The sequence below is a fragment of the Nocardioides sp. YJ-D4 genome, assembly GCF_054031495.1.
The window spans coordinates 1,365,155-1,377,972 of the sequence record NZ_CM132932.1 but is presented as its reverse complement, the minus strand read 5'-3'; the positions used below and the strand labels follow the sequence as shown (position 1 = coordinate 1,377,972).

The window sequence follows — 12,818 nt, the reverse complement described above, 5'->3', positions numbered from 1 at the left end:
GGCGTGTGTGCTCGTGGACGGTTACGGCAAACATCATTTGACGTCGAGGGTCTGCTCCGTGCCGATGTCGCTGGTCTCGATAGGCCCGAGGCCGAGGAGATCCAGGGCCAGGTTGCCGAGGTCGGCGTTGCGTACGGGCTGAGGGCCTTCGTAGTCGGGCCGGTCCTTGCCCGGATCGCGGTAGTCGTCGGCGTTGAGCTCGTAGAGGTCCGTACCGGCGCCGGCGTCCGGGCCCCACACGATGAACGGGATCCGGTAGTTCTCGTAGACCTTCTCGGAGTGGTTGGTGATGCCCGGCTTGAAGCCGTGGTCGGCGGTGAGGATGACGTCGAGCTCCTTCGTCAGCCCCGGATCGGCGTCGATGACGTCGAGGAACTCGCCGACCTGGGCGTCGGACTCCTCGACGGCCTCCAGATACTCCGTCGACATCCCGCCCGAGGCGTGCCCGGCGGCGTCGGGAAGGGACAGATGTACGAAGGTGAGATCCCGCCGCTCGTCGGCGAGGTCCTCGGCGGCTTCCGGGACCAGCTCGTCGTGGTCGTCGATCGGGACGTAGAGGTCGATGTCGTCCCGCCAGGCCCGCTGCCACAGCTCGAACTTCTGCTTCGTCACGAAGACCCCGGTGCTGAGCCCGGCCTCATGGGCGACGGTGAACACCGACTCCTCGTTCTTCGAGATCGACTTCGACGGGTCGCCGACGTTCCAGGTGACCCCGTGGCCGCCGTCGTCGGCGTTGATCGGGTCGCTGGTGACCATGCCGGTGTGGTTGGGCAGGGTGATGTTCTTCTCGTAGGCGGTGCGCGCGTTGAGCGTCGAGGCGCCCTCGTCGATCAGCCGGTGGATGTTGGGCGTCTTCGCCGGTCCCAGCTTCGCCAGCGCGTCGGGGTTGAGCCCGTCGATCGAGATCGCGAGCACCTTGCGGTCGACCTGGGTGGGCTCACGTTCCGCACGGTCGCGAGCGTCGCGACTGTTGCCCTTGTCGCCGCTGTTGCCACCGCCGCCGTCCCGGTCGGGCAGGGCGGTGAACGCGACGACGAGCACCACGACGACGAAGATGCCGAGGGAGACGAGAGGGAAGAGGCGACGCACCGGCACACCCTAAGTGAACCCGATGGCACCCCGGGCGAACGCTCAGCGAATGTCTAGTGACTGAGTTGAGTTCAGCGTGCTGCCGGGGATCGGACCCAGGCCGAGCAGGTCCAGGGCCAGGTTGCCGAGGTCGCCGTTGCGGATCGGCTGCCTGCCGGCGTACGTCGGCCGGGTTGTCCCCGGCGCGAGGTAGTCGGGATTGAGCCGGTAGAGCGAGGCGCCGCGGGCGACGCCGGGACCCCACACGACGAACGGGATCCGGTAGTTGGAGTAGAGGTGGGCACCGTGGTCCGTGGCGGCGGCCTCGAAGCCGTGGTCGGCGGTGAGGATGACGTACGTCGACCGCTTCAGCGTCATCGAGGAGTCGATCGCCTTCAGCAGCTTGCCGATGCGGGCATCGGTGCGCATCACCGAGGCACGGTAGGCCGCGCTCATCCCGCCGTCGCGGTGACCGTAGTGGTCGGGGGAGCCGAGGTGGACGAAGGTGAAGGCCCGCTTGTTGGTCGCCAGGTCGGCGGCAGCCCGGCTGACCAGGTCGGCGTCGCTGTCGACCACGAACCGGTCGATCGAGGGCCAGGAGCGGTCGAAGAGGCCGAACTTCGACTTCGACGCGAACAGGGCACTGCTCCGGCCGGTGCGCTCCACCTGGCTGAAGATCGATGAGACCGGGTGGCCGGCGGCCTCCTGCACCGTCATCCAGCGGCGGTCGTCGTTCCAGGTGACCCCGTGGCCGTGCGCGGACCGGGTGATCCGGCGGCCGGTGACCATCGAGGTGTGGTTGGGCAGGGTGACGTTCTGCTCGTACTCGCTGCGCGCCTGGCGGGTCGAGGCGCCGCCACGCATCAGCCGGTAGAGGTTGGGCAGGTTGCCCGGGCCGAGCTTCTCGATCGCGGTCACGCTGAGGCCGTCGACGGAGATCGCCAGCACTCGCGTCGTGGTCGCCGCCTGCGCCGGCCGCCCCGGCAGCTCGACGACCGCGAAGGTGACGCCCAACAGGGTGATCAGGACCATCAGCACCAGCGAGCGCCGAGAAATCGTCATAACCGGACGTTAACAACACTGATCCGGCCCGCTCATGAACGTGAGATGGATCTCGGGTATGTGTCGAGTGACCCCCAGCACTGCGAAGTTGCGCTGTTTGGGCCTAGCCTTGACGATCGTGCAGTCCGTCTCGTCCCTGGGTTCGCCCTCGCCCCTGGGTTCAGCCCAGCCCGACCGCGACGCCCCGATCGGGATCTTCGACTCGGGCTTCGGCGGTCTCACAGTCGCGCGATCGGTGATCGACCAGCTCGCCCACGAGTCGATCCTGTACGTCGGCGACACCGCACGCGCGCCTTATGGGCCCAAGCCGATCGCCGAGGTGCGCGAGTATGCCCTGGAGTGTCTCGACCATCTCGTCGCGCAGGGCGTGAAGGCGCTGGTCATCGCGTGCAACTCGGCCTCGGCCGCGATGCTGCGGGATGCCCGGGAGCGCTACAAGCCGCTGCCCGTCGTCGAGGTCATCCTGCCGGCGACGCGCCGCGCCGTCGCGGCCTCCCGCACCGGCCGGATCGGGGTCATCTGCACCCATGCGACCGCCGAGTCGATGGCGTACGACGACGCCTTCGCGGCGGCACCCCACGTCTCGCTGCACACCCAGGCGTGCCCCCAGTTCGTCCCGTTCGTGGAGGCCGGCATCACCGGCGGCGATGAGCTCCTCGCCGCCGCGCACGAGTATCTGGACCCGCTGACCAGCGCCGGGGTCGACACGCTGATCCTCGGGTGCACCCACTATCCGCTCCTGACTGGTGTGATCTCCTATGTGATGGGCGACAATGTGACGCTGGTCAGCAGTGCCGAGGAGTCGGCGAAGGACGTCTACCGCGTCCTCGCCGAGCACGACCTGATGCGCGAGGGCGGCGAGCCGACCTACACGTTCCTCACCACCGGCAACCCCGCCGAGTTCAAGGCGATCGGTGCTCGGTTCCTGGGTCCGGAGCTCGCCGCCGCCCAGCAGTTCGCCGGAGGGATGGGATGACCTCCGGGATGCGGCTGACCGTCATCGGATGCTCGGGCTCCTATCCCGGGCCCGACAGCCCCGCCTCCTGCTATCTCGTCGAGGCCGACGACGAGGACGGACGTACGTGGCGGATCGTGCTCGACATGGGCAACGGTGCGCTCGGGGTCCTGCAGCGCTACATCGACCCGCTGCTGATCGACGCCGTCCTGCTCTCGCACCTGCACGCCGACCACTGCGTCGACATGACCTCCTACTACGTGCTCCGCAAGTGGCACCCCACCGGCCCGCAGCCGCCGATCCCCGTCTACGGCCCCAAGGGCACCGGCCGGCGGCTGGCGAAGGCCTACGACCTGCCCAAGCGCCCCGGGATGCGCGAGGAGTTCGCGTTCTCGACCTACACCGGGCCGATCCACCTCGGTCCGTTCACGATCATCCCCACGGCCGTGGAGCATCCGGTCGACGCGTACGGGCTCCGGATCGAGGCCCACGGCAAGGTCATCGCCTACAGCGGCGACACCGCCGAGACCGAGGCGCTGCTCGACATCGCCACCGACGCCGACCTGTTCGTCTGCGAGGCCGCCTTCCGCGACGGCGTCGACAACCCGCCCGGCGTGCACATCACCGGCGTCCACGCGGGGGAGTACGCCACCAAGGCTCATGTGAAGAAGCTGGTCGTCACTCACGTCCCGCCCTGGCACGACTCCGCCGACGCCCTCCGTGAGGCGCGCTCGGCGTACGACGGTCCCACCGAGCTGGCGGCGACGGGGGCTGTGTACGAGGTTTGAGGTCGGGTTGGGATACCCGGTTAACCGGGTATCCCTGCACTTCTCGGGCATTGCAACACCTGAGAAGTGCAGGAAAAGCCTGAGCGGTGTGACCCGTGTGGCCGGTGAGGCGAGCGGCTCAGACCAGGCCGGCGTCGTGCACGGTGATCGCGATCTGGACCCGGTTGGTGGCGCCGAGCTTGTCGAAGAGTCGTGAGACGTGCGCCTTGACGGTCGGGATCGAGAGGTAGAGCTCCTTGGCGATCTCGGCGTTGCTCAGCCCGCGCCCGACGGCGAGGGCGACCTCGTGCTCGCGCTCGGTGAGCGCCTCGAGCCGGCGGCTGGCGGCGGCGGCGCGCTCGCCGGTCGGTTCGGCGCGGAGCCGGGTGATCAGGGTGCGGGTCGCCTTGGGGGAGAGGATCGGCTCGCCGGAGGCGACCGCGCGGATCGCTGCCACGATCTCGGGCGGGGGCGTGTCCTTGAGCAGGAACCCGTCGGCGCCGGCGGCGAGGGCGTCGACGACGTACTCGTCGGCACCGAAGGTGGTCAGCACGATGACCCGCGGCGACCTGGACTCGGTGAGCACCCGACGGGTGGCCTCGAGGCCGTTGATGCGCGGCATCCGGATGTCCATCAGCACCACGTCAGGGGCGGACGTACGGACCAGAGCGAGCGCCTCCTGGCCATCGGTCGCCTCGCCGACGACCTCGATGTCGGCCTGGCCGCCGAGCATCAGCCCGAGGGCCGAGCGTACGAGCGGGTCGTCGTCGACGATCCCCACCTTGATCTTGACCGGACTCTCTGGGTTGGTCCCTGGGCTGCTCACTGGCCCCACGGTAGCCATGCTTCGAGGATGAAGACATCCTTTTCCGCGCGGTGCGTGAGGCGTCCACCCGCCAGGTCGACGCGCTCGGTGAGCCCGATCAGGCCCAGCCCGGCGCCCGGCGTGTTGGAGTCGAAGCCGAGCCGGTTGCGCACCAGCACCTCGATCCCGTGCTCCTCCGAGCCCTGCAGGGACACCTTCAGAGCCGCCCCGGGCGCATGTTTGCGGGCGTTGGTGATGCCCTCCTGCACGACCCGGTAGATCGACCGCCCGATCGCCTCCGGCGGCGAGCCCTCGACGTCGTCGTCGAAGGTGATGTTCATGCCGCCCTCGCGGGCCTCCTCGACGAGGCGGCTGAGGTCGGCGTACGTCGGCTGGGGCGCGGTCTCGGGATCCTCGCCGTTGCCGCGCAGCACGCCGAGGACGGTCCGGAGGTCGTCGAGCGCCCGGTGAGCACCGTCGCGGATGGTGCCCACCTCGGCCCGTAGTTGGTCGGCGGAGAGGTCCTCGCGGTAGGCGAGCGCGCCGGCCTGCATGGAGATGTGGGAGATGCGGTGGGCGAGTACGTCGTGCATCTCGCGGGCGATCCGCCGGCGCTCGGTCTCGCGGGCCTGGGAGACGCGCAGCGCCTGCTCGGCCTCGGCGGTCTCGGCGCGGAGCCGGAGCGTCGCGATCAGCTCACGACGGGAGCCGATGTACATGCCCCATGCGACCATCGCGGCGATGATCACCACGTTGGCGCCGAGGTTGAAGCCCCACAGCGGGATGCCAGGGATCTCCTCGGTGGGGGTGGTCTCCATGACCGCGAACCAGAACATGCCGGCGGCGACGTTGAGCAGCGAGATCGGGATGATCTCGCGCCAGCGGCGCCGGGTCGCCAGCGAGACCAGGGCGAGGCTCGACGCGCCGGCGGAAAGGATCGAGAACGCCCCGGCGACGATGGTGAACGTGGCGATCGCCACCGGCCAGCGGCGGCGCCAGAAGACCAGGACCATGCAGACGACGCCGAGGCCGAGGTCGAGCAGGAAACGCCATTCCGGCCACCCGTCGGTGCTGGATATCAGGCCGATGGCGCTGATCCCCAGCGCGAGGAGATACCGCCACACGTGCCCCCACAGGCTCAGGCGTGGCTGATAGGCCTCAGGTGACGGTTGCTGCACGGCGTACACGCTAGTCAACCGAGGTCGGGGACACAGGATCCCGCGGTCGCGCCAGGACCCATACTTTCGTCGGGTCGAGGGTCATCCGTATGTCCGATGCAGTCTGCGCCGGAGGCACGGCAGGATGTACGACATGATCAAAGTCGAAGGACTGACGAGGGTCTATGGGACCTTCACCGCGGTCGACGACGTGTCGTTCACCGCCGAGGCCGGCAAAGTCACCGGCTTCCTCGGCCCGAACGGCGCGGGCAAGTCGACCACCATGCGCATCATGGTCGGACTGACCAACCCCACCAAGGGTCGGGCAACGATCAACGGCAGCCTCTACGCCGACCTCCCCAACCCGGGCCGCCACGTCGGCGTCCTGCTCGATGCCAGCGCCCAGCACGACGGCCGCACCGGCCGCGAGGTGCTCACGCTCGCCGCGATGACGATGGGCCTGCCCAAGTCGCGCGTCGACGAGATGCTCGAGCTGGTCTCGCTGACGCCGTCGGAGGCGAAGCGCCGGATCAAGAACTACTCGCTGGGCATGAAGCAGCGTCTCGGCATCGCGCACGCGCTGATCGGTGACCCCAAGGTGCTGATCCTGGACGAGCCGGCCAACGGCCTGGACCCGGCGGGTATCCGCTGGATGCGTGGCCTGCTGAAGGAGTACGCCGACCGCGGCGGCACCGTCCTGCTCTCCTCCCACCTGCTTCACGAGGTCGAGCAGATCGCCGACGAGCTGATCCTCATCGGCAACGGCCGCATCGTGGCCGAGGGCACCAAGGACGCCATCCTCGCCGGGCAGGGCACTGCCGGCCAGTCGCTGGTCACCTCCCTGGACAACGAGGCGCTCACCGTCGCGCTCAAGGCCAAGGGCTACAGCGTCGAGCCGATCGGCACCGGCATGCGCGTCTCCGCCGCCCCGGCAGAGGTGGGCAAGGCCGCTCTGGAGGCCAACGTCGTGCTCACCGACCTCCGTGACGGCGGCGCCGGGCTCGAGGACATCTTCCTGCAGCTCACCGCCGAGACCCAGCGCGAGAGCACCACCCAGATCCACGCCGAAGGAGTCTCCGCATGAGCGCCGTATCCGTAGCGCCGTCCACCCCGCTCCCGGCGGTGACCAAGGTGCCGTTCGGCCGGCTGCTGCTGGTCGAGTGGCGCAAGATGACCGACACCCGTGCCGGCCGCGCCCTGCTGATCATCTCGGCCGGACTGTTGCTGCTGGCCATGGCGATCGTGGTCCTGGTGGCCGCGCTCAACGAGACCGTCGAGGTCTCGCTCTCGGCGTGGTCCTCGATCCTGGTCATCCCGCTCTCGCTGCTGACGCCGGTCCTGGCGATCATGATCGTCACCCAGGAGTGGGGCCAGCGCACCAACATGGTCACCTTCAGCCTCGAGCCGAGCCGGCTGCGAGTGATGAGCGCCAAGCTGGTCGCCGTCGTCGCGCTTGCCCTCGTCCTGATCGCCGTCGCGCTGCTGTGCGGCATCGTCGGGAACGTGCTCGCCGCTGCGGTGGGCGGATACGACGCGAGCTGGTCGATCGACGGTCAGGTCCTGGGCTGGACGATCGCCCAGCAGCTGCTCTACTTCGTGAGCGCCTTCGGTCTCGCGATGTGCCTGCTCAGCACGCCGTTCTCGATCGTGGTCGTCTACGTCGACCAGCTGCTCCTGCCGCTGATGGTGTGGTCCACGCTCTACTTCATCTTCGACTGGGCCGCCGACGTGATCCCGTTCATCGACATGGGCTACGCGCTGTCGCCGTTCGCGGCAGGTGCCGGATCTGTGCCGGACGGCGCGAATCTTCCCGACGTCGGTACGCAGCAGGTGCTCGCACTGATCTGCAGCATCTTCCTGTGGGTGGTCGTCCCGGTCGTGCTGGGCGCTTACCGGGTGATCAAGTCCGAGGTGAAGTAGTTCATCGGACTGTTCGCGACACGACACGCGGGGGTGGGTGCTTCGGCACCCACCCCCGTCACCGTTGTCGGACGTGGGCACCTACCTGCGTTACGCGGCGCTCGGTGACAGCGCCACCGTTGGCCTCGGCGACCCCACCGTTGAGGGTTGGCGAGGATGGGCCCGGCTTCTCGCCGAGGCTCTGGGACAGACGTACGACATCTCCTTCTGCAACACCGCGATCATCGGTGCGACCTCGACCGTCGTGGTCGAGCAGCAGCTCGCCGATGCGGTGGCGCACCGGCCCGACGTGGCCTCGCTGATCGTCGGGGTCAACGACGTGATGCGGTCGACCTGGGACACCGAGCGTCTTCGCAACGACCTGATGACCTGCGCCGACGCGCTCGCGGGCCAGGGTGCGCTGCTGATGACGGCGCGTTTCCACGACCACTCGGTGATGTGGCCGATGCCTGGCTGGATGAAGCGGTCGCTCCAGCGGCGTACGGCCGATCTCAACGCCATCTGGGACGAGGTCCACGCCACCTACGGGGGCCTGCGGCTGGACCTGGGTGCGGTTCCCGACCTGCACGAGCGAAGGTTCTGGGCCGCCGACCGGCTGCACCCCTCCGAGCTCGGCCACCGGCGGATGGCTCGCGCGTTCGGCGAGCAGCTGGTGGCGTACGGCCTCTCCTTCGAGCCGCCGTCGCTGGAGCCGGCCGGCGGGCTGCCGACCACCTGGCGGCAGGACCTGGCCTGGATGGCGGGCGAGGGCGTGCCCTGGATGGGGCGCCGGGCGCGGGATCTGGGCCCGTGGGTCGTACGCCGGGCGTGGGCACGGGAGACCGTTGCATAGGGTGGTCCCGTGACCACACGAGCTGACGGGCGCGCCGACGACGAGCTGCGCCCCATCAAGATCACCCGCAACTGGCTGGACCACGCGGCCGGCTCCGTCCTCATCGAGTTCGGCAAGACCCGTGTCCTGTGCGCCGCCTCGGCCTCCGAGGGCGTGCCGCGCTGGCGCAAGGGCTCCGGGCTGGGCTGGGTGACGGCTGAGTACGCCATGCTCCCCGCCGCCACCCATGAGCGCTCCTCGCGCGAGTCGGTGAAGGGCAAGATCGGCGGACGTACGCACGAGATCTCCCGCCTGGTGGGGCGCTCGCTGCGCGCCGTCATCGACTACAAGGCGCTCGGCGAGAACACCATCAACATCGACTGCGACGTGCTGCAGGCCGACGGCGGGACGCGCACGGCCGCGATCACCGGCGCCTACGTCGCGCTGGCCGACGCGGTCGCCTCGCTGGGTGTCTCGAAGGCGCTCACCGGCTCCGTCGCCGCGATCTCGGTCGGGATCATCGACGGTGTGCCGCGCCTCGACCTCCCCTACGAGGAGGATGTGCGCGCCGAGACCGACATGAACATCGTGATGACGGGCGAGGGCAAGTTCGTCGAGGTGCAGGGCACCGCCGAGGGCGTCGCCTTCGACCGCGCCGAGCTCGACGCCCTGCTGGCGCTGGGCGAGAAGGGCTGCGCCGACCTGACCAAGCTGCAGGAGGCCGCACTTGCCGGCTGAGCCCAGGAACGAGCCCAGCATCCACGTCGCCTCGCGCAACGCCAAGAAGCTGGAGGAGATGTTCCGGATCCTCTCGCCGCTGGTGCCCGGGGTCTCGGTCGTCGGCCTCGACGACGTCACCCACTACGACGAGCCGGTCGAGGACGCACCGACGTTCGAGGGCAACGCGCTGATCAAGGCGCGGGCCGGTTTCAAGGCCACCGGCCTGCCGACCGTCGCGGACGACTCGGGTCTCTGCGTCGACGCGCTCAACGGGATGCCCGGGGTGCTCTCGGCGCGCTGGGGCGGTCCGCCCAAGTCCGACGCGCGCAACAACGAGCTGCTCCTGGCTCAGCTCTCCGACGTCCCCGACGAGCGCCGCGGCGCCCACTTCGCCTGCGCGATCGCGTTCGTCTGGGACGGTGGCGAGATCGTGGTCGAGGGCCGCATGGACGGCCGGATCATCCGCGAGGTCCGCGGTGACGGCGGCTTCGGCTACGACGTCCTGTTCGTCGCGGTCGACACCGAGGACGGACGTACGTCCGCGGAGCTGTCGATCGAGGAGAAGGACGCCATCTCCCACCGTGGCCGCGCCCTGCGCGAGATCTCGCCACAGATCGCGAAGCTGCTCGCCTGATCCGCTTGCTCATCTCTGGGCGGCGGTCGCTTCGGCAACGCCGTGTACACTGTGTACACATGCCATGGAGGGAGGCCGTATGGGTGCGTCAGTGGACTACCAGAGTGCCCGCGAGGCACGAGAGCACTTCAAGGACATGCTCGACGCCGCAGATGGTGGCCGCCCGGCGACCGTTTCGCGTGGGGCGCGCCGGGTGGCGGCGGTGGACGCGGACCGCTTGGTCCACTTTCTGATCAGCGTTCGTCCCTCGGGTGCGGTCGCAGTCGCAGAGAACGACGCGTGGTCGATCTTCATCCCGGGCCTGCCGGTGGCTGCCGACGGTGTCACGCTCGACGAGGCGGTCGAGGAGATGGTCGACGCGCTTCGCGACTACGCCGAGGACTGGGTCGACCGGCTGCACGCCGCGCCCAACCACGCCGACAACTGGGGCCTGGTGCAGATCGTGGGGTTGGCCTCCGACGAGCAGCTGCGCGACTGGCTGCTGGCCTGACATGGTCGAGCGCAGGCGTCCGGCGACGAGGGTCGACCATCAGTCCTTCTGCGTCACCGAAGGATGGATCGAGCGCCGGCGGGCCACCGGCAAGCGCGGCACTCATCACGTCAACTACGAGCTCGCCGTGCCCGACGGCCGCATCCTCTACACGCGCATCAGTCATCCCGTCGACCGAACGGACTACGGGCCGAGCATCTGGGGCCACATCCTCAAGGATCAGCTCGAGGTCACCACCGAGGAGTTCTGGGCATGCGTGGAGGACAAGACCCTTCCCTCGCGCAGCCAGATGCCGGAGCCGCGCGAGGCCATCCCGCTGGGAGTGCTTCGGGTCCTGATCCAGGAGGCGCACATCCCCGAGGCGGACGTGCGGGCGATGACCAAGGCGGAAGCCATCCAACGTCTGGCCGACTTCTACACCCGCGGCTCGTGATCGCCGCGGGGTGAACGGGCCGGTTAGCCTCGGCGCGTGACCGCCTTCGACGCGCAGCATCGTCAGCACGCCTACCGGTTCCGGCTCGAGTGGGGCCCGGTGGGCGCCGTGGCGATCGGGCCGGTGGACATCGCCGTCGTGGTGGACGTGCTCTCGTTCACCACGACCCTGACGGTCGCCGTCGAGCGCGGGATCGAGGTGTTCCCGTTCCGGTGGCGGGACGACCGGGCGGAGGCGTACGCACGTGAGCGCGACGCCGTACTCGCGGTGCAGCGCCAGGACGCGGTGCCCGGCCGGCCCTCGCTCTCGCCCGCCTCGCTGCACCGGGCCGAGGGCGTCAGGCGGCTCGTGCTGCCCTCGCCCAACGGGTCGACGATCAGCAGTCTGCTCGCCGACGGTGGAGCCACGGTCGTCGGTGCCTCGCTCCGCAACCGCACCGCGGTCGCCGAGTGGCTCGCTCCTCGCTGCGCCGAGGGCGCGAGCGTCGCCTTCATCGCGTCGGGGGAGCGCTGGCCGGACGGCACGCTCCGCCCCGCGGTCGAGGACCTCTGGGGCGCCGGGGCGGTGCTGGCCGCTCTCGACCCGAGCGACCTTTCGCCCGAGGCAGCGATGGCGCGCGACGCGTCCCGTGCGGCCGATCTTCCGGACGCGCTCCATGCCTGCGCGGGCGGCCGGGAGCTGACCGCGAAGGGCTATGCGGACGACGTGGTCGTGGCCTCCGAGGTGGACGGCTCGTCGGTGGTTCCGCTCCTGCGCGGCCGGTCGTTCGTGTCCACCACAGACCGGCTCACTGATCCGTGCTGAGCCGGCCCTCCAGACCGATCTGCCAGTCGAAGAGCCCCTGCTCGACGAGCAGCGTGAGCAGGGCCTTGTCCAGCCCGGTCGCGATCGCGACACCGATGAGCACCAGGACGACACCGAGCACCTTGTGGAAGGTGCCCTCGGGGTCGATCGCCCACCTGAGCCTGGCGATCAGTGCCCGGCCGCCCGCCATGACCGCGGCCAGCAGGAGCGTCAGGCCGGCGACGTACGCGAGCAGGTAGCCGAGGCCGCGCAGCGGCTCAGCCGGGAGGATGGCCGCCACGATCAAGGCGTACGTCGGGCTGCAGGCGCTGAAGACCGGCCCCATGCTCGCGCCCAGGAGGATGTCGCCGCCGATCCCGCGACGGGTGCTCGCCCGGGCCAGACGCTCCTGGGCGCGCGAGCCGAGCCCGAGCCGGAACGCCACCGCGTCCCACAGCCGTGGCCAGATCATCACCACACCGAAGAGCGCCACGATCACACCGGAGACGACGCTCCAGAACCGTGGTGGGACGTCGATCAAGAGGGTCGTCGACTTGAGCGCGACACTGAACACGATGACGGAGACACCGAGCGCCGCCACCGCCACCCACGGCCGGCGCTCGCCGGTCCCGCGGGAGAGGATCACGGGCACGAACGCCACCACGCACGGGGCGAGCACCGAGAGCGCCCCGGCGAGGAACGACGCGAGCAGCAGCGTCACTGGGTGTTCTCGAGGATGGCGTCGACCGACTTGTCCTGGCCGTAGCCGGACCAGAGCTTGACCGTCTTGCCGGCGGGGTCGACGCGTACGAAGGTCGACTGGATCGTCACCCCGTGCTGCTTGCGCAGGTCGGTCGCGGAGTCGTAGTCGACCTTCAGGATCTGGGCGCCCTCAGGCACCTCACCGCTCTTGATCGCCTCCTCGAACCCGCGGCACTCGGGGCACCAAGGGGCGTGGAAGAAGAGGATCGTGTCGGTGTAGCACTGGTCGGCGACGGCCGCCTCGGAGTAGTCGGCATAGCGTCCCGTTGCCTCGCACGTGGGGGAGGAGTCGTCTCCGGCGGCGGGCGAGGTGGGCGGCGTGCTCGCGCTGGTGGAGGGCGATGCGGAGTCATCGGCGGTCTCCGCCGCGCCGCAGCCGACGGTCACCGCGCAGAGGATGGTCAACAGGGCCAGGAATCGGGTGCTCACGGGCATGGGTTCGGAGCGTAAC

General features: G+C 69.6%; 16 protein-coding genes. 10 read left to right on the top strand and 6 right to left on the bottom strand.

Features of this window, described 5'->3' with window-relative positions; genetic code table 11:
* Window positions 1-33 precede the first annotated feature (33 nt).
* Together ACW14X_RS06580 and ACW14X_RS06575 are read right to left on the bottom strand one after the other, a co-directional pair.
* Window positions 34-1,089, bottom strand: a complete 1,056-nt coding sequence (locus ACW14X_RS06580) for an alkaline phosphatase family protein (protein WP_457165080.1) — start codon at window positions 1,087-1,089, stop codon at window positions 34-36.
* A gap of 42 nt (window positions 1,090-1,131) precedes the next feature.
* Complete coding sequence (locus tag ACW14X_RS06575; RefSeq protein ID WP_457165079.1) at window positions 1,132-2,130, bottom strand: alkaline phosphatase family protein; 999 nt, start codon at window positions 2,128-2,130, stop codon at window positions 1,132-1,134.
* Window positions 2,131-2,248: 118 nt separating this feature from the next.
* Between ACW14X_RS06575 and murI the strand changes: the two genes are divergently transcribed.
* Window positions 2,249-3,106, top strand: a complete 858-nt coding sequence (murI, locus tag ACW14X_RS06570; RefSeq protein WP_160024693.1) for a glutamate racemase — start codon at window positions 2,249-2,251, stop codon at window positions 3,104-3,106.
* Entirely contained in the window at window positions 3,103-3,873 is a 771-nt protein-coding gene (locus ACW14X_RS06565) for an MBL fold metallo-hydrolase (protein ID WP_160024692.1), read from the top strand. The genes murI and ACW14X_RS06565 overlap by 4 nt, the downstream gene beginning before the upstream one ends.
* Before the next feature lie 118 nt (window positions 3,874-3,991).
* Here the strand turns inward: ACW14X_RS06565 and ACW14X_RS06560 are convergent, their stop codons facing one another.
* The gene (locus tag ACW14X_RS06560) at window positions 3,992-4,678 is read right to left on the bottom strand and encodes a response regulator (protein WP_160024691.1); all 687 of its coding nucleotides are present in this window, start codon (window positions 4,676-4,678) and stop codon (window positions 3,992-3,994) included.
* Window positions 4,675-5,835 carry a sensor histidine kinase gene (locus ACW14X_RS06555; RefSeq protein WP_457165078.1) on the bottom strand — a complete coding sequence of 387 codons (1,161 nt, stop codon included), beginning with the start codon at window positions 5,833-5,835 and terminating at the stop codon, window positions 4,675-4,677. Before ACW14X_RS06555 ends, ACW14X_RS06560 begins: the two co-directional genes overlap by 4 nt.
* Before the next feature lie 133 nt (window positions 5,836-5,968).
* Between ACW14X_RS06555 and ACW14X_RS06550 the strand changes: the two genes are divergently transcribed.
* From ACW14X_RS06550 to ACW14X_RS06515, 8 genes are all read left to right on the top strand, one after another.
* Complete coding sequence (locus ACW14X_RS06550; protein ID WP_201451081.1) at window positions 5,969-6,898, top strand: ABC transporter ATP-binding protein; 930 nt, start codon at window positions 5,969-5,971, stop codon at window positions 6,896-6,898.
* Window positions 6,895-7,734: a hypothetical protein gene (locus tag ACW14X_RS06545; RefSeq protein WP_160024688.1), complete on the top strand. Its 840-nt coding sequence runs from the start codon at window positions 6,895-6,897 to the stop codon at window positions 7,732-7,734. Before ACW14X_RS06550 ends, ACW14X_RS06545 begins: the two co-directional genes overlap by 4 nt.
* Before the next feature lie 73 nt (window positions 7,735-7,807).
* Entirely contained in the window at window positions 7,808-8,566 is a 759-nt protein-coding gene (locus tag ACW14X_RS06540; protein WP_457165077.1) for an SGNH/GDSL hydrolase family protein, read from the top strand.
* A gap of 9 nt (window positions 8,567-8,575) precedes the next feature.
* A complete protein-coding gene (gene rph, locus ACW14X_RS06535; protein ID WP_350837361.1) occupies window positions 8,576-9,283 on the top strand; it encodes a ribonuclease PH in 708 nt (235 codons plus the stop codon).
* Complete coding sequence (gene rdgB / locus ACW14X_RS06530) at window positions 9,273-9,899, top strand: RdgB/HAM1 family non-canonical purine NTP pyrophosphatase (RefSeq protein ID WP_350837363.1); 627 nt, start codon at window positions 9,273-9,275, stop codon at window positions 9,897-9,899. Before rph ends, rdgB begins: the two co-directional genes overlap by 11 nt.
* A 79-nt stretch (window positions 9,900-9,978) precedes the next feature.
* Complete coding sequence (locus ACW14X_RS06525) at window positions 9,979-10,389, top strand: hypothetical protein (protein WP_350716248.1); 411 nt, start codon at window positions 9,979-9,981, stop codon at window positions 10,387-10,389.
* A gap of 1 nt (window position 10,390) precedes the next feature.
* Window positions 10,391-10,822 carry a hypothetical protein gene (locus tag ACW14X_RS06520; RefSeq protein WP_350837365.1) on the top strand — a complete coding sequence of 144 codons (432 nt, stop codon included), beginning with the start codon at window positions 10,391-10,393 and terminating at the stop codon, window positions 10,820-10,822.
* 36 nt (window positions 10,823-10,858) lie between these two features.
* Window positions 10,859-11,626, top strand: a complete 768-nt coding sequence (locus ACW14X_RS06515) for a 2-phosphosulfolactate phosphatase (RefSeq protein WP_457165076.1) — start codon at window positions 10,859-10,861, stop codon at window positions 11,624-11,626.
* Here ACW14X_RS06515 and ACW14X_RS06510 read toward each other — a convergent pair.
* Together ACW14X_RS06510 and ACW14X_RS06505 are read right to left on the bottom strand one after the other, a co-directional pair.
* Window positions 11,610-12,326 (bottom strand): cytochrome c biogenesis CcdA family protein, encoded by a 717-nt coding sequence (locus ACW14X_RS06510; protein ID WP_457165075.1) that lies wholly within the window; start codon window positions 12,324-12,326, stop codon window positions 11,610-11,612. The two genes, ACW14X_RS06515 and ACW14X_RS06510, sit on opposite strands and share 17 nt — an antisense overlap.
* On the bottom strand, window positions 12,323-12,802 hold the full coding sequence (locus ACW14X_RS06505) for a thioredoxin family protein (protein ID WP_457165074.1): 480 nt from the start codon (window positions 12,800-12,802) through the stop codon (window positions 12,323-12,325). Before ACW14X_RS06505 ends, ACW14X_RS06510 begins: the two co-directional genes overlap by 4 nt.
* Between the last annotated feature and the right edge of the window lie 16 nt (window positions 12,803-12,818).

Excerpts from the sequence above, each read along its gene's own strand:
- ACW14X_RS06575 (WP_457165079.1), bottom strand. The coding sequence starts at position 2,130 with ATGACGATTTCTCGGCGCTCGCTGGTGCTGATGGTCCTGATCACCCTG.
- ACW14X_RS06565 (WP_160024692.1), top strand. The coding sequence starts at position 3,103 with ATGACCTCCGGGATGCGGCTGACCGTCATCGGATGCTCGGGCTCCTAT.
- ACW14X_RS06550 (WP_201451081.1), top strand. The coding sequence starts at position 5,969 with ATGATCAAAGTCGAAGGACTGACGAGGGTCTATGGGACCTTCACCGCG.
- ACW14X_RS06545 (WP_160024688.1), top strand. The coding sequence starts at position 6,895 with ATGAGCGCCGTATCCGTAGCGCCGTCCACCCCGCTCCCGGCGGTGACC.
- ACW14X_RS06525 (WP_350716248.1), top strand. The coding sequence starts at position 9,979 with ATGGGTGCGTCAGTGGACTACCAGAGTGCCCGCGAGGCACGAGAGCAC.
- ACW14X_RS06520 (WP_350837365.1), top strand. The coding sequence starts at position 10,391 with ATGGTCGAGCGCAGGCGTCCGGCGACGAGGGTCGACCATCAGTCCTTC.
- ACW14X_RS06505 (WP_457165074.1), bottom strand. The coding sequence starts at position 12,802 with ATGCCCGTGAGCACCCGATTCCTGGCCCTGTTGACCATCCTCTGCGCG.